The 25,917-nt window shown below is 71.4% G+C and carries 22 protein-coding genes; 15 read left to right on the forward strand and 7 right to left on the reverse strand.

The annotated features are described in order from the left end of the window. Positions 1-151: 151 nt before the first annotated feature. The 8 genes from KV097_RS02215 (at position 152) to KV097_RS02250 (ending at position 10,008) form a co-directional block, all read left to right on the forward strand. A complete protein-coding gene (locus KV097_RS02215; protein ID WP_255559063.1) occupies positions 152-745 on the forward strand; it encodes a sigma-70 family RNA polymerase sigma factor in 594 nt (197 codons plus the stop codon). After that, positions 742-1,581 (forward strand): hypothetical protein, encoded by an 840-nt coding sequence (locus KV097_RS02220; RefSeq protein ID WP_220364956.1) that lies wholly within the window; start codon positions 742-744, stop codon positions 1,579-1,581. The genes KV097_RS02215 and KV097_RS02220 overlap by 4 nt, the downstream gene beginning before the upstream one ends. Positions 1,582-1,716: 135 nt before the next feature. After that, positions 1,717-3,234, forward strand: a complete 1,518-nt coding sequence (gene guaB / locus KV097_RS02225; RefSeq protein ID WP_220364957.1) for an IMP dehydrogenase — start codon at positions 1,717-1,719, stop codon at positions 3,232-3,234. A 41-nt stretch (positions 3,235-3,275) separates the two neighbouring features. After that, positions 3,276-4,379 (forward strand): GuaB3 family IMP dehydrogenase-related protein, encoded by a 1,104-nt coding sequence (locus KV097_RS02230; protein ID WP_220342001.1) that lies wholly within the window; start codon positions 3,276-3,278, stop codon positions 4,377-4,379. 88 nt (positions 4,380-4,467) lie between these two features. Further along, a complete protein-coding gene (locus KV097_RS02235) occupies positions 4,468-6,084 on the forward strand; it encodes a succinic semialdehyde dehydrogenase (RefSeq protein ID WP_220364958.1) in 1,617 nt (538 codons plus the stop codon). A gap of 100 nt (positions 6,085-6,184) precedes the next feature. Beyond that, positions 6,185-7,888 carry a GMC family oxidoreductase N-terminal domain-containing protein gene (locus KV097_RS02240; RefSeq protein ID WP_220341999.1) on the forward strand — a complete coding sequence of 568 codons (1,704 nt, stop codon included), beginning with the start codon at positions 6,185-6,187 and terminating at the stop codon, positions 7,886-7,888. A gap of 35 nt (positions 7,889-7,923) precedes the next feature. Next, positions 7,924-9,480 (forward strand): glutamine-hydrolyzing GMP synthase, encoded by a 1,557-nt coding sequence (guaA, locus tag KV097_RS02245; RefSeq protein WP_374106976.1) that lies wholly within the window; start codon positions 7,924-7,926, stop codon positions 9,478-9,480. A gap of 3 nt (positions 9,481-9,483) precedes the next feature. Then, a complete protein-coding gene (locus tag KV097_RS02250; RefSeq protein WP_220341997.1) occupies positions 9,484-10,008 on the forward strand; it encodes a DinB family protein in 525 nt (174 codons plus the stop codon). Here the strand turns inward: KV097_RS02250 and KV097_RS02255 are convergent. From KV097_RS02255 to nhaA, 4 genes are all read right to left on the reverse strand, one after another. After that, on the reverse strand, positions 9,998-11,224 hold the full coding sequence (locus KV097_RS02255; RefSeq protein WP_220364959.1) for an RNA polymerase sigma factor: 1,227 nt from the start codon (positions 11,222-11,224) through the stop codon (positions 9,998-10,000). The genes KV097_RS02250 and KV097_RS02255 overlap by 11 nt on opposite strands. Before the next feature lie 27 nt (positions 11,225-11,251). Next, complete coding sequence (locus KV097_RS02260) at positions 11,252-11,605, reverse strand: YciI family protein (RefSeq protein WP_220364960.1); 354 nt, start codon at positions 11,603-11,605, stop codon at positions 11,252-11,254. A gap of 81 nt (positions 11,606-11,686) precedes the next feature. Next, positions 11,687-12,790, reverse strand: a complete 1,104-nt coding sequence (locus tag KV097_RS02265; RefSeq protein WP_220364961.1) for a GNAT family N-acetyltransferase — start codon at positions 12,788-12,790, stop codon at positions 11,687-11,689. Between the two features lie 70 nt (positions 12,791-12,860). Then, positions 12,861-14,162, reverse strand: coding sequence for a Na+/H+ antiporter NhaA (nhaA, locus tag KV097_RS02270; RefSeq protein WP_220341993.1), 1,302 nt, complete (start codon positions 14,160-14,162; stop codon positions 12,861-12,863). 169 nt (positions 14,163-14,331) lie between these two features. Here nhaA and KV097_RS02275 point away from each other — a divergent pair, with 169 nt between their 5' ends. The 3 genes from KV097_RS02275 (at position 14,332) to KV097_RS02285 (ending at position 18,342) form a co-directional block, all read left to right on the forward strand. Beyond that, the gene (locus KV097_RS02275; RefSeq protein ID WP_220364962.1) at positions 14,332-16,059 is read left to right on the forward strand and encodes an ABC transporter ATP-binding protein; all 1,728 of its coding nucleotides are present in this window, start codon (positions 14,332-14,334) and stop codon (positions 16,057-16,059) included. Beyond that, complete coding sequence (locus KV097_RS02280; protein WP_220364963.1) at positions 16,052-17,797, forward strand: ABC transporter ATP-binding protein; 1,746 nt, start codon at positions 16,052-16,054, stop codon at positions 17,795-17,797. The genes KV097_RS02275 and KV097_RS02280 overlap by 8 nt, the downstream gene beginning before the upstream one ends. Positions 17,798-17,901: 104 nt before the next feature. Beyond that, positions 17,902-18,342, forward strand: coding sequence for an Lrp/AsnC family transcriptional regulator (locus tag KV097_RS02285; protein WP_220341990.1), 441 nt, complete (start codon positions 17,902-17,904; stop codon positions 18,340-18,342). Positions 18,343-18,394: 52 nt separating this feature from the next. Here the strand turns inward: KV097_RS02285 and KV097_RS02290 are convergent, their stop codons facing one another. From KV097_RS02290 to KV097_RS02300, 3 genes are read right to left on the reverse strand one after another with little or no spacing between them, the layout of a single operon-like run. Continuing rightward, on the reverse strand, positions 18,395-18,589 hold the full coding sequence (locus KV097_RS02290) for a PspC domain-containing protein (protein ID WP_220341989.1): 195 nt from the start codon (positions 18,587-18,589) through the stop codon (positions 18,395-18,397). Beyond that, on the reverse strand, positions 18,586-18,954 hold the full coding sequence (locus KV097_RS02295) for a hypothetical protein (protein ID WP_220341988.1): 369 nt from the start codon (positions 18,952-18,954) through the stop codon (positions 18,586-18,588). Before KV097_RS02295 ends, KV097_RS02290 begins: the two co-directional genes overlap by 4 nt. Then, positions 18,951-20,258 carry a PspC domain-containing protein gene (locus KV097_RS02300; RefSeq protein WP_220364964.1) on the reverse strand — a complete coding sequence of 436 codons (1,308 nt, stop codon included), beginning with the start codon at positions 20,256-20,258 and terminating at the stop codon, positions 18,951-18,953. Before KV097_RS02300 ends, KV097_RS02295 begins: the two co-directional genes overlap by 4 nt. A gap of 142 nt (positions 20,259-20,400) precedes the next feature. Between KV097_RS02300 and KV097_RS02305 the strand changes: the two genes are divergently transcribed. The 4 genes from KV097_RS02305 (at position 20,401) to KV097_RS02320 (ending at position 25,894) form a co-directional block, all read left to right on the forward strand. After that, positions 20,401-21,693, forward strand: a complete 1,293-nt coding sequence (locus KV097_RS02305; RefSeq protein WP_308289307.1) for a PspC domain-containing protein — start codon at positions 20,401-20,403, stop codon at positions 21,691-21,693. Then, positions 21,690-22,358, forward strand: a complete 669-nt coding sequence (locus tag KV097_RS02310; protein ID WP_301022221.1) for a response regulator transcription factor — start codon at positions 21,690-21,692, stop codon at positions 22,356-22,358. The genes KV097_RS02305 and KV097_RS02310 overlap by 4 nt, the downstream gene beginning before the upstream one ends. 74 nt (positions 22,359-22,432) lie before the next feature. Further along, entirely contained in the window at positions 22,433-23,770 is a 1,338-nt protein-coding gene (locus KV097_RS02315) for a protealysin inhibitor emfourin (protein ID WP_220364965.1), read from the forward strand. Positions 23,771-23,788: 18 nt separating this feature from the next. Then, positions 23,789-25,894 (forward strand): copper-translocating P-type ATPase, encoded by a 2,106-nt coding sequence (locus tag KV097_RS02320; RefSeq protein WP_220364966.1) that lies wholly within the window; start codon positions 23,789-23,791, stop codon positions 25,892-25,894. The last annotated feature ends 23 nt before the right edge of the window (positions 25,895-25,917 follow it).

A 25,917-nucleotide genomic window follows, 5' to 3' on the forward strand; every position in this document is an offset into this window, starting at 1 on the left:
GCACTCCCACGACGAAGGCCCGTCCCGTGAGGGGCGGGCCTTCGTCGTTGTGCATCCGGTCTGGCGTGTCGCCCGGCGACGTGGGACGGTGGGCGTGGCACCACCGGTGCTGACCCGTCCTGATGCTCCTGAGCCCCCGAAGGATCCCCGGATGCTTCCCCGCCCACCCTCCGGTGAGCCAGACCTCGCCGAGCTGGCGCTGCGAGCCCTCGATGATGCCGACGTCATGGATGCCCTCATGCGCGACGTGCGCACCGTGTCGCACCGCTACTGCCGTGCCCGCCTCGGCGGATACCGCGACGGTGCGCAGCTGGCCGAGGACGTCGCCCAGGAGATCTGCATCGCCGTCTTCCAGGCACTCCCCACCTTCGAGCACCAGGGTCTTCCCTTCGAGGCGTTCGTGTACGCCATCGGCAGCCGCAAGGTGGCCGACGCCCAGCGCAGCGCCTACCGCTCGCGCCAGGTTCTCGTCGACGTCGTCCCGGACTCGGGCGTCGCCTCGGCCGAGAGCGAGGTGCTCGGACGCCTCGAGTCCCAAGATGTCCTCGACCTGCTCGACTGCCTTCCGGGCCGACTGCACGAGGTGCTCGTCCTCCGGGTCGCGATGGGACTGACCGCCAACGAGGTGGGCACCGCGATGGGGATGACGCCCGGCGCCGTACGGATCGCGCAGCACCGTGCCCTTCAGCGGCTGCGCGACCTCCACCGCAACCGCCAGGTGACGCGCGGGGAGGTCTCGGCGTGACCGGCGTCGATCCGGTCGCGCACGACGACCGTCTCCTCGACGACCTGATCGCCGGTCGGGCCACGGGCGACCCCCTCCTCGACGGACTGGCCGCTTGGCGCACCGACGTCATGGCCGCGCTCCCCGGCGCCGGGGACCCCGCCGCTGACCGGCTGACCGCCGTGTCGAGGGCGCCGGGCCGGGCCGGCTGGCGGGTGGGGCCTGTGGGTGCCCGTCGCGTGCGCCCGGTCGACCGCCGCCGCGCCCACCGCGGTCGCGCGACTCGACCCGCGCCGGGCGTCCGCCGCGCCACCGAGCTTGGTGTGGGCGTCGTCGTCCTGCTCGCCATGGGCGTCAGCCAGGCGGTCGCCGGCAGCCCCGTTGCGCCGCTCACCTACGTCGTCGGACGCGCGGTCGGGCTGGGTGAGGAGGTCGCGACACCGCGGACGGCCAAGAGGCATGAGCGCCCCAACCTGTCGGCGCCGGCGGTCACAGGTTCAGAAGTGCACACCGGGCGTTCCGGCGCCGAGGCGCTCTCGTCTGCTCACAAGGGCGAGGCATCTCACCCCGTTCCCTCGCGGGACGGACGGAGCCGTGCGGACTCGCCCCGGGCCGAGCACCCGGCGACTCCTGCGCCGTCGCCCGTCCCAGGGGTGGTGACGACCGCGCCCGCTCCCGCCGACGACGGGACCCGTGATCGGGACTGGGACCGTGACCGTGACGGCGCCTGGGACCGTGATCGCGGCGGCGCCTGGGACGGTGATCGTGACGGGGACCGCGACCGGGACCGTGATCGTTCGGGCGACCAGTGGGCCGACAGGTCGTCGTCGTGGCGCCCGTCGTACGTCGTGCGCTGACGCTCCTCGACGGTCCTCGCCGGACGTGACGGCCGCCGCACGTGGCCGTGGAAGCAGCTGCGCCCATCCGTCGTTGGATGTGTCGACAGGGGTCCTCGTAGGATGGGGACGTCGGATGCTCGAGGGAAGGACGTCATGGATCTCAACGCCGCGGGTGTGCCGGAGAAGTTCGCACCGCTGGGCCTCACCTACGACGACGTCCTGCTGCTCCCTGGCGAGACCGACGTCGTCCCGAGCGAGGTCGACACCACGTCGCGGTTGACCCGAGACATCTCTCTCCGCATCCCCTTGATCTCCGCGGCGATGGACACCGTGACCGAGGCGCGCATGGCCATCGCGATGGCGCGCGAGGGTGGCATCGGCATCCTCCACCGCAACCTGTCCGTGGAGGACCAGGCCTACCAGGTCGACCTCGTCAAGCGCACGCAGACCGGCGTCATCCCCAACCCGATCACCATCACCGAGAAGGCGACGCTGGAGGAGCTCGACGAGATCTGTGGCCAGTACCGCGTCTCCGGCCTCCCGGTCGTCGATGCCGACGACACGCTCCTCGGCATCGTCACCAACCGCGACCTGCGCTTCGTCCCCCTGGCGGAGTGGTCCCACAAGACGGTCGGCGAGGTCATGACGCCGATGCCGCTCATCACCGGCCCGGTCGGCATCGACCGCGAGGCGGCGGCTGAGCTGCTCCGCTCCCACAAGAAGGAGCGCCTCCCGCTCGTCGACGAGGGCGGCCACCTGCGCGGCCTCATCACGGTGAAGGACTTCGTGAAGTCCGAGCAGTTCCCCGACGCCAGCAAGGACGCGCAGGGCAGGCTGCTGGTCGGTGCCGCGGTCGGCTTCTTCGGTGACGCCTGGGATCGCGCGACCGCGCTGATCGAGGCCGGTGTCGACGTCCTCGTCGTCGACACCGCCCACGGCCACGCCCAGGCGCTGCTGGAGATGATCCAGCGCCTCAAGCGTGATCCCGCGACCTCGCACGTCCAGATCATCGGCGGCAACATCGCGACGTACGCCGGCGCGAAGGCGCTCGTCGACGCCGGCGTCGACGCCGTCAAGGTCGGTGTCGGACCCGGCTCCATCTGCACGACACGTGTCGTGGCCGGCGTCGGCGTGCCGCAGGTGACCGCCATCTACGAGGCGTCCCGCGCCACCAAGCCGGCGGGAGTGCCGTTGATCGGTGACGGTGGCCTCCAGTACTCCGGCGACATCGCCAAGGCTCTCGTGGCCGGTGCGGACACGGTGATGGTGGGCTCGCTCCTGGCCGGTACGGAGGAGAGCCCCGGCTCGCTCATCTTCGTCAACGGCAAGCAGTACAAGAGCTACCGCGGCATGGGGTCGCTGGGCGCGATGTCGTCGCGGGGCAAGAAGTCCTACTCCAAGGACCGCTACTTCCAGGCCGACGTCACCTCCGACGACCAGCTCGTCCCCGAGGGCATCGAGGGCCAGGTGGCCTACCGCGGCCAGCTCGGCGCTGTCGTACGCCAGCTCGTCGGCGGGCTTCACCAGTCGATGTTCTACGTCGGTGCCCACACCGTCCCGGAGCTGCAGGACCGCGGGCAGTTCGTCCGGATCACGTCGGCGGGTCTCAAGGAGAGTCACCCCCACGACATCCAGATGACCGTCGAGGCCCCGAACTACGCCAGGCTGTGACGCAGTCCTCGGTGTCCGCCCCGCCTCACTAGAATGCGGGGATGGACATCGAGATCGGCGCCGCCAAGCGCGGCCGCAGGGCATACGCGTTCGACGACATCGCGATCGTCCCGAGTCGCCGGACTCGTGATCCCGAGGAGGTCTCGACGGCCTGGCAGATCGACGCCTACCGGTTCGAGATCCCCGTGGTCGCCGCGCCGATGGACTCGGTGATGTCGCCGGAGACGGCGATCATGCTCGGCAAGCTCGGTGGTCTGGGCGTCATCGACCTCGAGGGGCTCTGGACTCGCTACGACGACCCGCTGCCGCTGCTCGAGGAGGTCTCCCACCTCGAGTCGCGTGAGGCGACGGTCCGGCTCCAGCGCATCTACCAGGAGCCGATCAAGGCCGAGCTGATCCACGAGCGGCTGAAGCAGATCCGCGATGCCGGCGTGACCGTCGCCGGTGCGCTCTCGCCCCAGCGGACCAAGCAGTTCGCGCAGACGGTCGTCGACTCGGGCGTCGACCTGTTCGTCATCCGGGGGACCACGGTGTCGGCCGAGCACGTCTCGGGGCAGACCGAGCCGCTCAACCTCAAGGAGTTCATCTACGAGCTCGACGTGCCGGTCGTCGTCGGCGGCTGCGCCACGCACCAGGCCGCCCTCCACCTGATGCGCACCGGCGCCGCGGGGGTCCTGGTCGGCTTCGGCGGGGGAGCGACGCACACCACCCGCCAGGTGCTCGGAGTCGCCGTGCCGATGGCGAGCGCGCTCGCCGACGTCGCCGCGGCACGACGTGACTACCTCGACGAGTCGGGCGGCCGCTACGTGCACGTCATCGCCGACGGCTCGGTCGGCCACAGCGGCGACCTCGCGAAGGCGATCGCCTGCGGCGCGGACGCGGTCATGGTGGGCTCGCCGTTCGCGCGGGCGGCCGAGGCGCCCGGACGCGGGTTCCACTGGGGCGCCGAGGCGTGGCACCCCGACCTGCCGCGCGGCCAGCGCATCAACCTCGGCACCGTCGGCTCGTTCGAGTCGGTGCTCTTCGGGCCGTCGACCGCGCCGGACGGCACGATGAACCTCGTCGGCGCGCTCCGCCGGGCGATGGCGACGACCGGCTACACCGAGCTCAAGGAGTTCCAGCGGGTCGAGGTCGTCGTCCAGTAGCGCCGACGCCCGGCGTTCGTGACACTGCCGGTGGCGGACTCGTTACCGGGGGGTAGCACTGGTGTGGTGCCCCCTCTACAGTGACCGCATGTCACGACGCGACCCCAGCGCTCCGGAGCACGGGCGCCTCCCCGCCGACCCCGAGCACGACGCGACAGCCGCGTTCGCCGTCGACCCGGCCCTCGTCCGTCGTCTGACCGCAGGGCTGCGCGCCACGTCGGGCGAGGCGGAGACGACGTACGCGCCCTTCACCGGGCAGCCGATCGCTACGCTCCCCGTCTCGGACACCGGTGACGTCGAGGACGCGTTCGCGGCTGCCCGGGCGGCGCAGGACCCGTGGTCGCGGACCGACCTGTCCCACCGGGCGGCGCTGCTCCTCGACCTCCATGACGCGGTTCTCGACCACGCCGACGACCTCATGGACCTCGTGCAGTGGGAGTCGGGGAAGGCGCGCAAGCACGCCTTCGACGAGGTCCTGCACGTGGCGCTCACCGCTCGCTACTACGGTCGCACCCTCGCGCGGCACCTCACGACGCGTCGCGTCCCCGGGGTCTACCCGCTCTTCACCCAGACGCGGATCAACCGGGTCCCCAAGGGCGTCGTCGGGATCATCTCTCCCTGGAACTATCCGCTCACGCTGGCGATCTCGGACGGGATCCCTGCCGTCGCGGCAGGCAACGCGGTGGTCCACAAGCCCGACGGCCAAACACCTCTCTCCGCCTTGGCCGCGATCGAGCTGTTCCGCGAGGTCGGCTTCCCCGCGAGCCTGTGGCAGGTCGTCAACGGGCCTGGCCCCGTGATCGGCGGTGCGATCGTCGAGCGGGCGGACCACGTCTGCTTCACCGGTTCGACCGCGACCGGCAGGCGTGTCGCGGCGCAGGCGGCCGAGCGGCTCGTCTCGACCTCGCTCGAGCTGGGTGGCAAGAACCCGATGCTGGTCCTCGCCGATGCCAACCTCGACCGCGCCGTCGAGGGCGCGGTCCGTGCGTGCTTCTCCTCCGCCGGCCAGCTCTGCGTGTCGGTCGAGCGGTTGTTCGTCGCGGACGCGGTCTATGACCGTTTCGTCGCCAAGCTCGTCAAGCGGATCGGCCGCATGACGATGTCGGCGTCGCTGGACTACGACGGAGACATGGGCTCGCTGGTCTCGCAGCGGCAGCTGGACACGGTGTCCGCCCACGTCGCCGACGCCGTGTCCAAGGGAGCCCGCGTCCTCACCGGCGGGAGGCCGCGCCCCGAGGTCGGTCCGTACTTCTACGAGCCCACGCTGCTCGAGGGTGTGAGCCCGGCGATGGACTGCTTCGCCGACGAGACCTTCGGCCCGGTCGTCTCGCTCTACCGCTTCGGCAGCGAGGGTGAGGCCATCGACCGCGCCAACGCCGGGTCGTACGGCCTCAACGCCGCGATCTACACACGTGACGTCGCGCGGGGTCGCGAGCTTGCTCGCCGGATCAAGGCAGGCAGCGTGAACATCAACGAGGGGTTCGCCGCCACCTTCGCCTCGCTGGAGGCGCCGATGGGCGGGATGCGGGAGTCGGGCATCGGCCGTCGGCACGGTGCGGAGGGGATCCTCCGCTACACCGAGACGCAGGCGGTCGCCAACCAGCGGCTGCTGCCCCTCTCGGCTCCCCGGATGGTGAGCGATGCGGCCTTCCAGACGACGATCACCGCGGCGCTGCGCGTCCTGAAGAAGGCCGGCCGGGCCTGACACCGACCGTCACGCCGCGTCGGAGGGGATACGACATCCGCGATGACATATTCGTTACCCAGGGGTAGCAATAGCGTGAACGCGGTCTTACGCTGACGCTGTGAACGACACCGCACCGCAGCACTACGACGTCCTGGTGATCGGCTCGGGGTTCGGCGGGAGCGTGACCGCACTGCGACTGACCGAGAAGGGCTACCGCGTCGGGGTCCTCGAGGCCGGGGCGCGGTTCCGCGACGAGGACTTCGCGGACAACTCGTGGAACCTCCGGCGCTACCTCTTCGCGCCCGAGGTCGGCTGCTACGGCATCCAGCGCATCAACCTCCTGAAGGACGTGATGATCATGTCCGGCGCGGGTGTCGGCGGCGGCTCGCTGGTCTACGCCAACACCCTCTACGAGCCGTTCGAGCCCTTCTATCGCGACCCTGCCTGGGGTCACATCACCGACTGGAAGGCGGAGCTCGCGCCCTTCTACGACCAGGCCAAGCGGATGCTCGGTGTGACGACGTACCCGGTCACCTCTCCTGCCGACGAGGTCATGCGGGAGGTCGCCGAGGAGATGGGCGCCGCCGACACGTTCCACCCCACACCGGTCGGCGTCTTCTTCGGGGGCCCCGGTGAGACCGTCGCCGACCCCTATTTCGGTGGTGCAGGCCCTGATCGGGCCGGATGCATCCAGTGCGGCGAGTGCATGACGGGGTGCCGCCACAACGCCAAGAACACGCTGGTCAAGAACTACCTCTATCTCGCCGAGCAGGCCGGCGCGCGCGTCCACGAGCTGACCACCGTGACGGAGGTCCGCCCGCGCCCCGGTGGCGGCTACACGGTCGACACGCGGCGTACGGACCGGCGCCGCAAGGTCGCCTGCCGCTTCACCGCAGACCAGGTCGTGTTCGCCGCCGGCTCGCTGGGCACACAGAAGCTCCTGCACAGGATGCGCAGCCGAGGCGTCCTCCCGCGGATTTCGTCGAGGCTCGGGGTCCTCACCCGGACCAACTCGGAGTCGCTGCTCGGGGCGATCGCCGGCAGCCGGGACGTGGACTACTCCACCGGCGTCGCGATCACCTCCTCGTTCCACCCCGATGAGGTCACCCACATCGAGCCGGTCCGTTTCGGCAAGGGCTCCAACGCGATGTCGCTGCTCCAGACGGTGCTCACCGACGGTGACGGGGAGAGGCCGCGCTGGCAGGCCTGGCTCAAGGAGCTGTGGGCGCAGAAGCGCAACGTCAGAGAGCTGTACGACTTCAAGCACTGGTCGGAGCGGGTGATCATCCTGCTGGCCATGCAGTCGCTCGACAACTCGATCACGACCTCCATGAAGCGGAGCCGGATCACCGGACGCCTGCGGCTGACCTCGGCCCAGGGGGCGGGCGACCCGAACCCCTCGTGGATCCCGAAGGCCAACGAGGCCGTGCGCCGTACGGCTGACAAGATCGACGGCTGGCCCGGAGGCACGATCGGTGAGCCGTTCAACATCCCGCTCACCGCGCACTTCATCGGGGGCTGCGTGATCGGCGACTCCCCGGCCACCGGGGTGATCGACCCGTACCACCGGCTGTACGGCTACGACGGCCTCCACGTCGTCGACGGCGCCGCGATCTCGGCGAACCTGGGCGTGAACCCGTCGCTGACGATCACGGCCCAGGCCGAGCGGGCGATGGCGTTCTGGCCCAACAGGGACCAGTCGGACCCGCGTCCGGCGACGGGCGAGGCCTACGCGCGCCTCGAGCCCGTGGCGCCGAAGAACCCCGTCGTGCCGGTCGACGCCCCTGCGGCGCTGCGTCTTCCCATCGTCGGCGTCAGCTAGCTGACGGCGCTCGATAGGATCGAGGTGTGACCGAGATTCCTGAGCACGACCTGGTCCTCGTCGTCGACTTCGGCGCCCAGTACGCGCAGCTGATCGCCCGACGCGTGCGGGAGGCGAAGGTCTACTCCGAGATCGTGCCCCACACGATGCCGGTCGAGGACATGCTCGCCAAGAAGCCGAAGGCGATCATCCTCTCGGGGGGCCCGTCGTCGGTGTACGAGGAGGGCGCGCCGCGCCTGGACCCGGCGCTCTTCGGCACGGGCACCGCGGTCTTCGGCATCTGCTACGGCTTCCAGGCGATGGCCCAGGTCCTCGGAGGGACGGTCGCGAGCACCGGCCAGCGTGAGTACGGCCGCACCGACGTCACGGTCGGTGATCACGGTGTGCTCCTGGCCGGGCTGCCCGACCAGCTCCGGGCGTGGATGTCGCACGGGGACGAGGTCGTCGCCGCGCCGGAGGGCTTCGTGGTCACCGCGTCGTCACCCCGCGCGGCCGTCGCGGCGTTCGAGGACGTCGACCGTGGACTGGCCGGGGTGCAGTGGCATCCCGAGGTCCTGCACACCGAGCATGGTCAGCAGGTGCTGGAGCGCTTCCTGGTCCAGATCGCCGGTTGTCGGCAGACCTGGACCATGGTCAACATCGTCGACGAGCAGGTGGACCGGATCCGGGAGCAGGTCGGCGACGCCCGCGTCATCTGCGCGTTGTCCGGCGGTGTGGACTCGTCGGTCGCCGCCGCACTCGTGCAGCGCGCGATCGGTGACCAGCTCACCTGTGTCTTCGTCGACCACGGGCTCCTCCGCAAGGGCGAGCGAGACCAGGTGGTCCGCGACTACGTGGACGCGACCGACGTCAACCTCAAGGTCGTGGACGCCCGCGAGCAGTTCCTCGGCCACCTCACGGGCGTCACCGACCCCGAGGAGAAGCGCAAGATCATCGGCCGCGAGTTCATCCGGACCTTCGAGGCCGCCGAGCGCGAGATCCTCGAGACCCCTGGCACGCCGGTCAGGTTCCTCGTGCAGGGCACGCTCTATCCGGACGTGGTCGAGTCCGGCGGGGGCGAGGGCGCGGCCAACATCAAGAGCCACCACAACGTCGGTGGCCTCCCCGAGGACCTCGAGTTCAGCCTGATCGAACCGCTGCGCACGCTGTTCAAGGACGAGGTCCGGCAGGTCGGCGAGCAGCTCGGTCTGCCGCCGGCGATGGTCTGGCGCCACCCGTTCCCGGGGCCAGGGCTCGCGATCCGGATCGTGGGCGCCGTCGACGAGGAGCGTCTCGAGATCGTGCGCGAGGCCGATGCCATCGCCCGGGAGGAGCTCACCGCCGCCGGTCTCGACCGCGACGTGTGGCAGTTCCCGGTGGTGCTGCTGGCCGACGTCCGCTCGGTCGGGGTCCAGGGCGACGGACGGACGTACGGACACCCGGTCGTGCTGCGTCCCGTGAGCAGCGAGGACGCGATGACGGCCGACTGGAGTCGTCTCCCGTACGAGCTCCTCGAGCGCATCTCCACCCGGATCACCAACGAGGTCCGCGAGGTCAACCGGGTGGTCGTCGACATCACCAGCAAGCCGCCCGGCACGATCGAGTGGGAGTGAGCCGTGGCCATCGTCCCCGACACGAAGGACTGGACCTGGACGGCGCGGAAGGTGTGCCCGGAGTGCGGTTTCGATCCGGCCGCGATCAGCGACGGCGAGGTCGGTGCGCACGTGCGTGCGCTCGCCGCACGATGGCCGGCGGTGCTCGAGCGCCCCGACGTGCGCGACCGGCCGGACGCGAGCACCTGGTCGCCGTTGGAGTACGCCTGCCACGTCCGTGACGTCTTCGCGCTGTACCGCCACCGCCTCGGCCTGATGCTCGACGAGGACGGCCCGACCTATCCGAACTGGGACCAGGACGCGACCGCGGACGCCGAAAGGTACTCCGAGCAGGACCCCGGCGCCGTGTCCGAGCAGCTCGCCCGCGAGGCGGCGCTCGTGGCTGCGGCCTTCGACGCGGTCCCTGCGGACCGGTGGACGCGTACGGGTCGGCGGAGCGACGGGGCGTCGTTCACGATCACGACCTTCTCACGCTATTTCCTCCACGATGCCGCGCACCACCTCCACGACGTCGGCGTCAGGGTCTGAGCGCGTCCAGGCGTGACGTGAGCAACCGACGCTGGCCATCGTCGCCGGCGACCGCGATTGCACGGCGGTAGGCGTCGGCCGCCTCCTCGCGTCGCCCGACGTCGGCGAGCAGTCGCGCCTGCACGGCGGGGAGGTAGGCGTACTCGCCCAGGCTCGGGTCGCCGATGACAGGCTCGAGCGCCGTGAGCGCGGCCTCGGGGCCCTCGACGTACGACACCGCGACCGCGCGGTTGAGGCGGACGACCGGGGTCGGCCACTCCTCGACCAGCCGGTCGTACAGCCGCAGCAGGGCGGGCCAGTCGGTCGTGTCGACGCTGGCCGCGTCGGCGTGCACGCCGGCGATGGCCGCCTGGAGCGCGTACCGCCCTGCACGGCCGTCGCGAGCCAGTGCCCGCTCGATCGCTCGGGTGGTCGCCTCCCGGCCACCCGCCATCAGCCGCACGTCCCACGATCCGCGGTCCTGACCGTCCAGGAGGACCACGTCGGCCTCGCGACGGGCCCACGTGCGCGCCTGCGTGAACAGCACCAGGCCCAGCAACCCCAGGACCTCCGGCTCGTCGGGGAAGATCTCGCCGAGGCTCGTCGCGAGCGAGCGTGACGCCACCTCGAGCGCGTCGGTCTGCGGGTCGCGCGGTCGTTCGTGCGCCGCGGTGGCCACCAGGTGGACGACCTCGAGCACGGCGCCGAGCCGCTCGGGAAGGTCGTTCGCGGCCGGGACGGCGTACCGGATCCCGGCCGCGGTGATCTTGCGCTTCGCTCGCGTGATCCGAGCCGCCGCGGTCGACGGACGGATCAGGAGGAGGGAGGCCGCGGTCGGTGTGGGGATCCCGCAGACCACCCGCAGCGTCAGCAGCACCCGGTCGGCCTCGGACAGCGACGGGTGGCAGCACGTGAAGACGAGACGGAGGAGCTCGTCGTTCCAGCGGGCGGCCGCGGCGTCGGCGTGGCGCGACTCCTCTCGCAGCGCGAGGTCGGGCATCCGCTGCCGCAGCGATCCCGTCCGGCGGTGCAGGTCGAGCGCGTGGTTGCGTGCGGTCCGGACGAGCCACCCGACCGGGCTCGACGGGACGCGCACCCAGGTCTGCAGCGCCCGCTCGAACGCGTGCTGTGCGCAGTCCTCGGCGGTGTCGATGTCGCCGGCGGTGCGGACCGTGGCCGCCACCACGCGGCCCCAGTGCTCCCGGTGCAGCGCGGCGACGGCCTCGTCGACCGTCACGGGTGTCGTCTCAGGCGACGTGGGCCGTCACTCCCCGCCGAGATCGAGGATCGGCCGCACCTCGACGACCGCGCTGGGGCACTGCTTCGCGAGCGCGAGCGCGGTGTCGAGCCCGTCGCACTCGATCAGGTAGTAGCCGCCGAACGCCTCCTTCGACTCGACGAACGGTCCGTCGGTGACGACCGGCTCGGGCCCGTTGCGCACGGTCGTCGCGGTCGTCGTCGGCTGCAGCGCCTCGCCCCCGTGGTCGACACCACCGGCGGCCGCGACCGCCTTGGAGAATCGGTCGTGGGCAGCCATCACGCGTTCCCACTCCTCGGGGGACGCCTCGGCCCACGTGGCCTCGTCGTCGAACAGGATGAAGAGGTAGCGCTCGCTCATCGGTCTCTCCTTCGGTCGGCCCCGCGGGTCGGGGCCCTCACCCGGACAACGAACAGAATCCCCCGAGATCGACAACCGGCGCTAGGAGTCCGTCAGCCGGAGCTGCCACTGCCCGCTCACGCTGGCCGGGCGGTAGCCGAGCGCGACGTTGACCGCCAGCATGTGCGTGTTCTCCTCGGCGTTCCACGTGTGGATGCGCCGCGCCTGCGGGCGTACGGACGCCAGCGTCTCCAGCAGACGGCACTTGACCAGCATCCCGAGGCGGTGTCCGCGGTGCTCCGGCAGCACAAGCGTGTCGTCCTGGATCACCGACTCGGGTCGTGAGTCGGTGAACTCGACGACGGTGTAGGCGGCGAGCTCCCCCGTCGGGACGTGCTCGGCCGCGACGACGAGCGCCAGGTCCCCGGTCGCCTGCCGTCGTGCCGTCGCTTCGCGGAGCCGTGCGACGTCCCAGGGATCCTCCACCTGCTCCATCCCGCCGGACGGTGTGGCCGTCGACATGCGCGTCAGGAGCCGGGCGTACTGGACCTCCCACGCCTCGGGGATCTCGTCGACCCACGTGTGGAGGCGATAGGCATCGCCGGCGGCCGCGGCCGACGTCCGGGACAGACCGGCCAGGTGCTCGTGGCCGACCGGCAACGGGAGCGTGGACTGTCGCTCCACCTGCTCGAGCGTGAACCCGTACCGGACGGCGAAGCGGGTCGCGGGATCGTCGGTGGGGACGCTGCCCACGCCTGTCGTCGCCGCCAGCGTCTCGTTGCCGGCGTCGATGACCCGTCCGTACGACGTCTCGGCCTTGACCACCGTGCGTCCCGTCTCCCGGACCCTCTCTGCGAGGACGGCGGCGAGCGCCGTCCCGATCCCGCGCCGACGCCATGCGGGGTCGACCCCGAGGTCGAGGTGCACGACGTCGGTCTCGCCGACCTGGGGCAGCCGGACCGACGCGTGGCCGACCACGGACTCCGGCGTACGGAGGTCGTCGCAGACGGCCACGATCCGGTGCTGTGGGCGGTACGTGCGGTCGGCCAGGATCGACGCCATCTGGGCGAAGCCCGGCGTCAGGTCGTGGTGGCCGTGGAGCGCGTCGTCGCTCGCCACCCGCACACGCTCGACCCCCAGCAGCGCCCAGGCCTCGGGGGAGGTGGCGGAGGAAGGCAGGGGGACGGGATGGATCGCGGGCAGCATCTGGCGAGTGTGTCCCCGGTCGGAGGGGCGGTCAATCGCTTAACGACCGCGCGTCCTCGGGCGACGGCAACTACGCCTCGTCGTCGCGCTGGTAGACGTCGGGCACGCCGTCACGGTCGTCGTCACACGCCTCGTCCTCACTGATCCGACGGTAGCGGCGGTTGCGCAGACGCAGCACGACCGTGGCGAGCAGCGCGGCGAGGACAGAGCCCTCGAGCACCCCGATCTTCACGTACTCGTCGTACGTCGAGGCGAGACCGTACGCGAGGTCGCCGATCAGGAGGGAGACGGTGAACCCGATCCCTCCGAGCATCCCGACGCCGACGACGTCGATCCACCCGAGCGACGGGTCGAGGCGTGCGTGCGTGAACCTCGCCATCAGCCAGGTGGCCCCGACGATGCCGAGCGTCTTGCCGACCACCAGACCGAGGACGATTCCGTACGTGATCGTGCTGCGGTTGGCGTCGAGGAGCCCGCTGACTCCGCCGACGTCGACACCGGCGGCGAAGAACGCGAAGATCGGCACGGCGATGCCTGCCGAGATCGGTCGCCAGACGTGCTCGAAGTGCTCGGCGAGCCCTGGGCCGGCCTCCGGGCCGCCCGCCGCCTTTCTGCGCGCCACCGGCACGGTGAATCCGAGGATGACGCCCGCGACCGTGGCGTGCACCCCTGAGGCGTGGACGAGGCCCCACGCGAGCAGCGCGAGGGGGATGAGGATCCAGCCCGAGCGCACCCGTCGCTGCACCAGCACCGCGAAGATCCCGATCGGCACGAGGGCGGCGGCGAACCACCCCACCGCGAGCTGGTCGGTGTAGAAGAACGCGATGATGACGATCGCCAGCAGGTCGTCGACGATGGCGAGGGTGAGCAGGAAGGTCCGCAGCGCCGTCGGCAGGAAGGACCCCAGGACGGCCAGGACGGCCAGGGCGAACGCGATGTCCGTCGCCGTGGGGATCGCCCAGCCGCGCAGCGCCGTGCCCCCCGTGCTGAGGTTGACGGCCACGAAGATCAGTGCCGGCACGACCATGCCACCGACGGCAGCGAGGATCGGGATCGCCGCTCGACGCGGGTCGCGCAGGTCGCCGGCGACGAGCTCGCGCTTGAGCTCGAGCCCGGCGACGAAGAAGAAGATGGCCAGCAAGCCGTCGGCCGCCCACGTGCCGAGGCTCAGGTCCAGGTGCAGCGACTCGGGGCCGATCCGGGTGTCACGCAGCGTCGTGTAGGCGTCGCCGAGTCCGCTGTTGGCGAGCACGATCGCGACCGCGGCGGCGCCGATCAGGAGGAAGCCGCCGACGGTCTCCTGCCGTAGCAGCGCGGCGATGCGCGAGGCCTCAGGCCATGAGCCGCGACCGAGGACGGTGTTCTGGGACAACGGTGCTCCTTCTGGGGTGGTCGAGACGACGCCGACCAGACTTCCCGGCACACCGACACACACTTTACCGGCGACTCGTTGCTTCGCTGAGGAGACCAGGATCACATACCATCCGGACGGTCGATATTCGATCGCGGCGCCTCCGACACGGTGCTTAGGCTTGACCGTTGTGAAGAGCCTCCCGCTGGACGACCCAGGCACACCGGACCTCCGTTCGGCGGCCCGCTACATGGCGTGGATCCTGCGTGTCCAGGGCTGGACGCTCGTCGGCGCGGTCACGTTCGGGATCACCTGGATGGTCGCCCAGGCGTCGGTGCCCGCCGTCATCGGCGCGGCGATCGACGCGGTGGTGGAGCACGGGTTCGGGCGGGGTCTGGTGCTCTGGTCAGCGCTCCTGCTGCTCGTGGGTGCGATCGGGGCGGCCGCCGGGATCATCCGTCACCGGCTCTCGGTCCAGATGTGGCTGGATGCGGCCTACCGCAACGTCCAGCTGGTCAGCGGGCACTCCGGCCGGCTCGGTTCGGAGCTGAACCGCCGGGTCGCTCACGGCGAGGTCGTCTCCGTGGGTGCGACCGACCTCGCGAACCTCGGCAACTACGTGGACGTCGCGGGTCGCTTCGCCGGCGCGATCGTCGCCTATCTCGTCGTCGCGGTGATCCTGCTCCGCTCATCGACCACGTTGGGCCTCGTGGTGCTGATCGGTGTCCCGGTCCTCATGCTCGCCACCGGCCCGCTGCTGCGCCGTCTGAACCGACGCAACCAGCACGCCCGTGCTCTCCAGGGGGAGCTCAACACGCTCGCCAGCGACATCGTCGCCGGCCTGCGGGTGCTTCGCGGGATCGGCGGGGAGGCGATGTTCGACCGCCGCTACCGCGCCGCGTCGCAGGACGTCCGCAGAGCCGGCGTCCAGGTGGCGCGGGTGCAGTCGGTGCTCGACGCGCTCCAGGTCCTGCTCCCCGGGGCGTTCGTGGTGCTCGTCGTCTGGCTCGGCGCGCGCTACGCCGCGTCCGGGGAGATCAGTACGGGCGACCTCGTGGCGTTCTACGGCTACGCGACGTTCCTGCTGCTGCCGCTGCGCACCTTCACCGAGGCCGCCAACAAGATCATCCGCGGCCACGTCTCGGCGCGGCACGTCATCCGCATCCTCCGCATCGCCCCGAGCGTCTCCGACCCCGCTGACCCGGTCAGCCCGCCCGACGGCGACCTTGTCGACGCTTCGACCTCGTTCGTGGCGAGCAAGGGCCTCTTGACCGCCGTCGTCAGCGACGACCCGCGGGACGCCGTGGCGCTGGCGGACCGGCTCGGAGGCTACGTCCAGCCGGGACGCGACGACGTCGACGCCGTCACCTACGGCGACGTGCCGCTGGGTGCGGTCGGTCGGGACGAGCTCCGGCGCCGGGTCGTGGTCAGCGACACCGCGTCCGCCCTCTTCAGCGGGCGCCTCCGAGACGCCCTGGACGCCGGCCGTGCGACCTCGGACGAAGAGGTCGCGCACGCCCTGACGACCGCCTCGGCCGACGACGTCCTGGAGGCGCTGGACGACGGGCTCGACGGTGAGCTGGCCGAGCGCGGGCGGTCCCTGTCCGGCGGTCAGCGCCAGCGCATCGTGCTCGCACGAGCACTGCTGACCGACGCCGACGTGCTCGTCCTCGTGGAGCCCACCTCGGCGGTGGACTCGCACACCGAGGCGCGGATCGCCCAGCGGCTGAGACGCCACCGCGCCGGACGGACCACGGTCGTCGTCACGAGCAGCCCGCTCGTCCTCGACGTCGCCGACGAGGTCGTGTTCCTCACCGGAGGGCGCGTCGTCGCGAGGGGCCAGCACCACCACCTGATGTCCACCGACCGTGCCTACCGCCAGGTCGTGACCCGAGAGGAGGCCGAGGACGTTGCATGATGCCCTGCCCATCGCCGGCAGCCGAGTCTTCCGCTCCTACCTGCGCCGGATCGGGCGCGACCACCGCCGCGACCTCGTCGTGATCGTCGTGCTGCACGGTGCGGCAGCCGGCGCCGGCCTCGTGGTGCCGTGGTTGATCGGCGACCTCGTCGAGGCCGCGACCGACAAGGGCGGCTACGGCACCATCGACCGGATCGCGATCTTCGTCGCGGTGTGCCTGCTGGCGCAGACCGTGCTCACCCGGTGGGCGCGACTGCGCTCGGCCGTCTTCGGCGAGACCGTCCTGGCCCGGCTGCGCGAGGACTTCGTCGACGAGGCGCTCGGCCTGCCGATCGGTGTCGTCGAGAGCGCTGGGACGGGCGACCTCCTCACCCGGACGTCGCGTGACGTCGACACGCTCGGATGGTCCGTGCGCTTCGCGGTGCCGGAGACCGTCGTCGCTCTCGTGACGGCGGCGTGCACGATCGCCGCAGCGCTGCTCGTCGGCGGCTGGGTCGCCGTCCCGCTCGTGCTGGGCGTGCCCGTCATCTGGGTGGCCTCCCGGTGGTACCTCGCGCGTGCGCGCGCCGGCTACATCCGCGAGCACGCCTCGTACTCGCGGATCAACACCACGCTCGCCGAGACCGTCGAGGGTGCTCGCACCGTCGAGGCCCTCGGGCTGGGCGCGCAGCGCAGCGAACGCATCGACGCCGACATCGCGGAGTCGTACGCGGCCGAGTCCTACACCCGCAACCTCCGCTCGGTGTTCTTCCCCGCGGTCGAGATCGGCTATCTGGTGCCCGTCGTCGCGACCCTGCTCGTCGGGGGATGGCTGATGGCGCAGGGGTCGATCACGCTGGCCCAGATGACGGCGGCGGTCCTGTACGTCCGGTTCCTCATCGACCCGGTCGACCGCATCATCAGCTGGATGGACACCCTCCAGGTGGGTGCGACGTCGCTCGCGCGCCTGCTGGGCGTGGCGGAGGTCCCGGACGACCGGGTGCCGACCGGTCGCACCCCTGCAGGCGAGGAGATCGAGCTCGACGACGTCCGGTTCTCCTACATCGAGGGCCGAGAGGTGCTCCACGGGGTGGACCTCGAGCTGGCGGCGGGCGAGCGGCTCGCCGTCGTGGGCCCGTCGGGCGCGGGGAAGTCGACGATCGGCCGCCTGATCGCGGGCATCCAGGGTCCGACGAGCGGCGCGGTCACGGTCGGCGGGGTGGGGGTCACCGAGCTCGAGCTCGACGACCTCCGGCGCCGGGTGGCGCTGCTGACGCAGGAGCACCACGTCTTTGTCGGCACCGTGCGTGACAACCTCCAGCTTGCCCTGGAGGACGGGGGTACGGCCGCCGACGACCGGCTGTGGGCAGCGTTGGACGCCGTCGGTGCGCGCGACTGGGTCGCGCAGCTGCCGCACGGCCTCGACACGATGGTCGGATCCGGTGGGCACCGGCTCACCGACGCCCAGGCGCAGCACCTGGCGCTGGCGCGCGTCGTCCTGACCGATCCCCACACGCTCGTGCTCGACGAGGCCACGTCGCTGATCGACCCGCGCGCTGCCCGCGCCCTCGAGCGCTCGTTGAGCGCGGTGCTCGAGGGACGCACCGTAGTCGCCATCGCGCACCGCCTCTACACCGCGCACGATGCCGACCGCGTCGCCGTCGTCGAGGACGGCGCGATCACCGAGCTCGGCAGCCACGACGAGCTGGTAGCCCGCGGAGGGTCGTATGCGGCCCTGTGGAAGTCCTGGCAGAGCTAGCGACCACGTGGGGTGCCTGTCAGGGCGGGTAGGGGCCGTGACTGCGCCGCGGGCTCTAGGCTGGGCGGCACGAGGGCGCGCGCGACACCGAGGAGGCCCGACCGATGGACGCTGTCGACCGGGAGATCATCGGGCACCTGATGCGCGACGGGCGGGCGACCTACGCCGAGATCGGGTCAGGTGTCGGGCTGTCGGCGCCCGCGGTCAAGCGTCGGGTCGACCTGATGCGGGCCCGCGGCCAGATCACCGGGTTCACCGCCCTCACCGACCCGGCGGCGCTGGGCTGGACCACCGAGGCGTACGTCGAGATCTACTACGACGGCAACGTCTCCGTGGCCGAGCTCAAGCGCAACCTCGCGGCCATCCCGCAGATCGTCGGCGCGTGGACGGTGGCCGGCCACGCCGACGCGATCGTGCACGTGATGGCGACGAGCATGACCGAGATCGAGCAGGTCGTGGAGCGGATGCGGGAGCACGCGCGGGTCGAGCGGACACGCAGCGCGATCGTGATGTCGCGGCTGTTCGAGCGCCCGCGCTCGCGGTGAGGGCCCGCCACCGTCCTCCCGACCCGCGCGCCCCTCAGGGGGTGGTGGTGGCTCAGGCGTCGGCGGGCATGAGGAGCCAGGCGACGAGGTAGACGAGGATCATGGATCCCAGTCCGAGCAGCGTCAGGACGACGAACCCCAGCCGGACGACGGTCGGGTCGACGCCCAGATAGCGGGCCAGTCCTCCGCACACTCCTCCGATCCACTTGTCGTGGGTCGTGCGGGCGAGCTGCTTGGAACGGTTCATCGGGGGTCCTCTCGGTCGTCGGAGGACCGCGTGAGGTCCTCCAAGGTGAGTGTGTCGGCAGGGACGGTGTCGGTGTTCTCGGCCGGGTCGTCGTCGTCCGGCTGCTCGGCAGCGCCCGGCGTGGGGTCCAGAGTCGTCGGTGGCGCCACCGCGGTGCGCTGCTCGCGCTGCCGCCGACCCGCCTGGCGCGCGGCGATCAGCGTCGCGACGAGCCCGACCGTGCCGAGGGCGACAAGGAGCAGGGGGGCCGCCACCGCGAGGGTGGCCGGCTCCCAACCTGCGTACCACATGCCCCACAGGGCGCCCGCGACGAGCACGAACGCGAGCGCGACGAGGGTGACGGCGTCCAACGGATGACGCTTCATGAGCGGATCACCTCCACGTCACCGAGGGAGACGTCGATGCTGAGGATGAGGTCGGGGAGCGAGGAGTCGTCGTGCACGTCCAGCGACGTCTGCACGCCGCCGCGCTGGTAGCCGAGGGCTGTGATCGAGCCGGCGCCGACGGAGGCGTCGAGGTCGATGTCGAGGGTGGCGGGGACGTACACCCTGACGCCACCCAGACCGACCTCCAGCTCGAGCCGGCGCCCGTCCAGGGCCGCGGGGTCGGAGACCTGCCGCAGGTCCACCACGACCTCGCCCGTCCCGACCGCGTAGCCGGACCTCAGGTCCGCCGCGCTGGTCGGCACGGTCTCGATCCGGCCGGCGTCCAGGCGTGGGATGACGGTGGAGACAGCGAGGACCATGACGGCGAGGATGGCCGGCAGGATCAACGGACGAGCGTTGCCGAACACCGTGCCGATCAGCATGCCCAGCGCGAGTGTGCCCGTCGCCGCCGCGGCGTAGACCGACGGCGCGAGGTCGCCCTGGGTGGCGACGAGCGTGACGCCGGTGACGATGAGCATCACCGACAGGGTGATGACGGTCAGCGTCCCGCGGTCGTGCCGCGGGTTCGGCCGCTTGGGCGGCTTCACCGGGGCGGGTTGAGGAGCGGAACCCCACGCTGGTCCGGGTGGTCCTGGCGGCACAGGAGGCACGGCGGCGTACGACGGGGCTCCGGTCGGCGCGAAGGGCGTCGCGGTCACCGGCGCCGGAGCGGTCGGCGCCCACGGCGGAGGAGCGTACGAGGGCGCCGGCGGAGGCGGCACGTTCGGCGGCGGCGTGACCGAGGAGGTGCCGGAGTCCCGCCGCTCCTGGTACTCGCGGTAGCCGACCCACGCGATGACGACCAGCGCCGCGACCCACAGCGGGCCGATCTGCCATCCCCAGCCCCAGGTCCACGTGACCGCGATCAGCCCCGCGGCCCCGAGACCGACGAGACGGATCTGGGGCTCGCTGTCGCCCAGTCCCAACCATCGCTTGAGATAGCTCTCGCCCGTCCGCTCGTCCGGAATCAGGATCCATGAGGCGACGTAGGCGATGACACCACCGAACCCCACGAGGGTGAAGACCGCGAACAGGATGCGCGGGATGACCGGGTCGATCCCGAGCGTCCGCCCGATGCCCGCGCACACCCCGGCCACCATGCGTCCGCTCTCGGTCCGCCGGATGTCGGTCAGCGAACCGGTGGTCGGTGGTCGGGCCGCGCCCTCGGGCGCGGTGCTCGAGCCGGTCCCGAGGCTCGCCGGTGGTGTCACCGGGTCCTCGGGGCGTGAGGTCGTGTCGTCCATGGCTCCATCCTGCTCGGCTTGTGTCACTTGGAGTATGGGTGAGACCCCTGGTCCGCACCCGGTGCGCGCCGGCCCGCCCCAGGGTCGCTCAGGGGTCGATCCGGCTGGTCCGAGACCAGTGCCGCGTGTGACGATCGACAGCGTGACCATCAGTGCGACACCGGTGAGACGGCTCTCCCGATCCGCGAGCCCACGCGTTCTCGGCGGGGTGGCGCAGGGACTCGCCGACCACCTCGGCGTCCCTGTCCTGTGGGTGCGGCTCGCGTTCGTCGTGGGCACGCTGTTCCAGCTCGCCGGCGTCCTGGCGTACGTCGCCTTCTGGGTCTTCGTCCCGCTGGGGAGCGCCGATGGCTCGCCCGGGCTGGCCAGTGCGACCCGCCGCGGGCTGCGGCTCGACGAGGACGAGGCGACACCGCCGTCGAACAGGATGACCCTGCAGACCACCGCGCTCGTCGTGCTCGGTGTCGGCGTGGCGTGGTTCGTCCTGGGCAGCGACAGGGTCTCGAGCCTCGTCTTCCCCGCTGTCCTGGCGATCGCCGGCTTCGCGCTCATCTGGCGCCAGGCCGACGACCGGTTGCTGCGCCGCTGGGTCAGGGTGACGTCAGGATGGGCCGCCGTGCTGAGGATGGCGGCCGGCGCCCTGCTGGTGCTCATCGCCTACGGCGTGTTCGTGGCGCAGCTCGGGGGCGGTCTGGGGTCGGCCGCCCAGCTGCTCGCGGCGCTGGTCGTCGCCGTCGCCGGCGCCGGCCTGCTGCTCGGGCCGTGGATCGTACGCCTGGTCAGTGATCTCGCCGCCGAGCGGCGCGAGCGCGTGCGGTCGCAGGAGCGGGCCGACGTGGCGGCCCACCTCCACGACTCCGTCCTTCAGACCCTGGCGCTGCTGCAGAAGAACGCGAACGACCCGGCGCAGGTCGCGACGCTCGCCCGGCGTCAGGAGCGGGAGCTGCGCGACTGGCTGTACGGCGAGCCGGCCGACGACGACGGCTCCACGCTACGGACCGGCCTGGTCGCCGACGCCGCCGAGATCGAGACGACCTATCGGGTGCCGATCGAGGTCGTCGGGGTCGGTGACCTCGATCCGGACGTCGACGTGGAGGCGCTGCGTGCGGCCGCGCGCGAGGCCATGACGAACGCGGCGAAGCACTCCGGTGCCGACCGCATCGACGTCTACGTCGAGGTCGGGAGCGCGGCGGCGGAGGTCTTCGTGCGCGACCGCGGCGTCGGGTTCGACCCGTCGGCGATCCCGGAGGACCGGTTGGGCATCCGCCGCTCGTTGGTGGCGCGCATGCACAGGCACGGCGGCACGGCCGTCGTACGCTCAGGACCAGGGGAGGGCACGGAGGTTCGACTCGCGCTGCCCCTCGTACGAGACAAGGCGCCCAACGGCGCACACGAGGCTGCGCGCAACGGCGCGGACGGAGGAGGAGACGCGTGAGCACCCCGACGCAGACCGGCAGCTTGAGGGACCTCGGCGTCCTGCTCGTCGACGACCACGCGATGTTCCGGACGGGTGTGCGGGCCGAGCTCGGCAGCACGGTCCGGATCGTGGCGGAGGCCGGGGACGTCGACGAGGCGGTGCGTGCGGTGGAGTCGTACCGTCCCGACGTGGTCCTGCTCGACGTCCACCTCCCGGGAGGCGGCGGTGCGGAGGTCCTCCGCCGGGTCGCGACCCGCTACCCGGACACGAAGTTCCTCGCCCTGTCGGTGAGCGACGCCGCCGAGGACGTCATCGGGGTGATCCGCGCGGGCGCCCGGGGCTACGTCACCAAGAACATCACGGGCGACGAGCTGGTGGACGCGATCCGTCGGGTGGCCGGTGGCGACGCGGTCTTCTCGCCGCGGCTGGCGGGATTCGTGCTCGACGCGTTCGCGGGGACGATCGAGGTCGCGCAGGTCGACTCCGACCTCGACCGGCTCACCGAGCGCGAACGTGAGGTGATGCGCCTGATCGCCCGTGGCTACGCCTACAAGGAGGTCGCCAAGGAGCTCTTCATCTCCGTGAAGACCGTCGAGACCCACGTGTCGTCCGTGCTGCGCAAGCTCCAGCTGTCGAGCCGTCACGAGCTCACCCGGTGGGCCAACGACCGCCGCCTGATCTGAGGCGCCCCGGACAGCGCCCTTGGGCGGCGCTCAACCGTGTCGCCGGTGTCGGTGCGGCACGGTAGACAAGACGCATGAGATGCCAGTTCGTGCCGCCGTACCTCCTCGACCGGCTCGCCGATGTCGGCCACGGCCACGCCGTCGACTTGTTCGGCCGCACCCGTGGGCTCGACGAGCGGCTGAGGGAGCGGCGCGCGACGACGTCACCGTCGGTCGCGCAGCCGCCCGACGCGGACGGGACCAAGACGATCTACAGCGCCGGGGGTGGGACGAGCCTGCCGGGCGACAAGGTCCGCGGTGACGCCGACCCGCCGACGGGAGACCAGGCGGTCGACGAGGCGTACGACAGCACCGGCATCGTGCACGAGCTGTTCTCCACCGTCTACGGACGCAGTGGCATCGATGACGCAGGCAGCACCGTCACCGTCACGGTCCACTTCGGGCGGGCCTACGACAACGCCTTCTGGGACGGTGACCAGCTGGTGTTCGGTGACGGAGACGGCGAGGTGTTCGAGCGGTTCACCAAACCGCCTGACGTGCTCTTCCACGAGTTCACCCACGGCGTCACGCAGTTCACCGCGGACCTGCGCTACTCGGGTCAGTCCGGTGCGCTCAACGAGTCGGTGTCCGACTGCTTCGCGGCCATGGCGCTCCAGCGCCAGTTCGACCAGACCGCCGAGCAGGCCGACTGGTTGATCGGCGAGGGCCTCTTCAAGCCGAGCATCAACGCCGTCGCGCTCCGCTCGATGCGCGAGCCCGGCACGGCGTACGACGACCCGCTGCTGGGCAGGGACCCGCAGGTCGGGTCCATGCGCGACTACGTCGAGACCACGGCCGACAACGGTGGCGTGCACATCAACTCCGGCATCCCCAACAAGGCGTTCACCCTCGCGGCGCTGCGCCTGGGCGGCTACACGTGGGAGCGCACCGGGAGGATTTGGTACGCCGCGCTGACCGGGGACGCGGTCGGACGTGACAGCGGGTTCGGCGAGTTCGCTGCCGCGACGGTCGCCGCGGCGGGGGACCTCTACGGCGAGGAGGAGGCCGACGCCGTGAGCGCGGCGTGGGAGGAGGTCGGTGTCACCCCGGGTCTCGATGCCGCGGATGCGGGCGCTCCGGCCCGTCGCTCGGGGCGGATCGTGGTGTCGCGCACGGGCGGCTTCACCGGCGTGGTGCGCGAGGCCGCGGTCGACGCCGACGAGGGGCCTCTCGGGGCCGAAGTGGCGTCGATTCTCCAGCAGGTCAACTTCACGGCGCTGCCCATCCGCGACGCCGATCCGCGGGGCGCCGACCGGTTCACCTACACGTTCACGTACGGCGACCAGCAGGTGACGGTCCCGGAGAGCGCGCTCACTCCCGAGCTCGAGCGGGTGGCCACGTTGGTTCTCGGCCGGTTGGCAGATACCCCCTAGGGGTATACTGTCGGTGGCATGAGCGGCCATCACCACGGGCCGGGGATGCCCACGCAACACGTGCACGGCAGACACGCAGGTCACGCCCACGACCCGGACATGGCGGGCCACGAGGGTCACGAGATGGCGGGCGAGGGGCACGCGGGCCACGGCGACCACGTCGGTCAGTTCCGTCGTCTGTTCTGGATCATGCTCGTCATCGCCGTGCCCGTCGTGGGCTTCTCCGGCATGTTCGCGGACATCGTCGGCTACGACCTTCCTGACGCGACCTGGGTCGGCTGGGTCTCTCCGCTGATCGGCACCGTGATGTACGCCTGGGGCGGCCAGCCGTTCCTGAGCGGCGCCGTGAGCGAGATCCGTGCACGCCAGCCGGGCATGATGCTGCTCATCGGGCTCGCGATCACCGTCGCGTTCGTGTCGTCGTGGGGTGCGAGTCTCGGGATCCTCCACCACCAGCTCGACTTCTGGTGGGAGCTCGCGCTGCTGATCGTCATCATGCTGCTCGGTCACTGGATCGAGATGCGCTCGCTCGCGCAGACGACCTCCGCGCTCGACTCGCTGGCGGCGCTCCTGCCGGACGAGGCAGAGCGTGTCGAGGGCGACCAGATCGTGACCGTCGCGCCGTCCCGGCTGCGGGTCGGCGACCTGGTCGTCGTACGCCCCGGTGGCAGCGTCCCCGCGGACGGACGCATCGTGGAGGGCGCCGCCGACATCGACGAGTCGATGGTGACGGGGGAGTCGCGGCCGGTCCCGCGCGGCGTCGGGGATCCCGTGGTCGCGGGGACGGTTGCCACCGACTCCGGTCTGCGGATCGAGGTCACCGCCGTCGGCGACCAGACCGCGCTCGCGGGCATCCAACGGCTGGTCACCGAGGCGCAAAGCTCGTCGTCGCGAGCCCAGCGCCTCGCCGACACCGCTGCCGCGTGGCTGTTCTGGTTCGCGCTGGGTGCTGCTCTGATCACGGCACTGGTGTGGTCACTGATCGGTGAGCCCGACGAGGCGGTCGTCCGCACCATCACGGTCCTGGTCATCGCCTGTCCGCACGCCCTCGGGCTCGCCATTCCGCTGGTCGTGTCCATCGCGACCGAGCGCGCGGCCCGCGGCGGCGTCCTCGTCAAGGACCGGCTCGCCCTCGAGAGCATGCGCACCGTCGACGCGGTGCTGTTCGACAAGACCGGCACCCTGACCAAGGGCGAGCCCACCGTGACGGCCGTCGAGACCATCGGCGGGTGCAGCCCGGACGAGGTGCTCGCGCTCGCCGCCGCGGCGGAGTCCGACAGCGAGCACCCGCTCGCGAGGGCGATCACGGCCGCTGCTCGCGGCCGGGGTCTGACGGTGGGCGTCTCGGGCGGGTTCAGCTCGTCGCCGGCCGTGGGCGTGACCGCGGTGGTCGACGGCAGGCGGGTGCAGGTCGGAGGGCCCACGCTCCTCGAGCAGGAAGGCGGGCGCGAGCTCGGTGTGGCCGAGGCGTGGCGGACGAGGGGCGCGATCATCCTCCACGTCGTCGTCGACGGGGAGGTGGCGGGTGCGCTCGCGCTCGCTGACGAGGTGCGCGAGGAGTCGAGGCAGGCCGTGGACGCCCTGCACGCGATCGGGGTGCAGGTCGTGATGATCACCGGTGACGCCGAGGCGGTGGCGCGGGCGGTCGCCGACGAGCTGGGCATCGACCGCGTCTACGCCGGTGTCCGCCCCGAGGACAAGGCTGCCAAAGTCTCCGAGCTGCAAGGAGAGGGACTCAAGGTCGCGATGGTCGGCGACGGCGTCAACGACGCACCGGCACTCGCCCAGGCCGACGTCGGGATCGCGATCGGCGCCGGCACCGACGTCGCGATCGCCTCTGCCGGCGTCATCCTGGCGAGCTCCGACCCGCGCTCGGTTCTCTCGGTGATCGCGCTGTCGCGGGCGACGTACCGCAAGATGAAGCAGAACCTCTGGTGGGCCGCGGGCTACAACCTGATCTCGGTGCCGCTCGCTGCGGGTGTCCTGGCGCCGGTCGGCTTCGTGCTCCCGATGTCGGTCGGAGCGATCCTGATGTCGGCGTCCACGGTGGTCGTCGCCCTCAACGCGCAGCTGCTCCGCCGCCTCGACCTCCGTCCCGACGTCGTCGTACGAGACGTCGCCTGAGACGACGATGCGTTCCGACCAGC

The organism is Mumia sp. zg.B17 (assembly GCF_019550915.1).
Taxonomy (GTDB): domain Bacteria; phylum Actinomycetota; class Actinomycetes; order Propionibacteriales; family Nocardioidaceae; genus Mumia.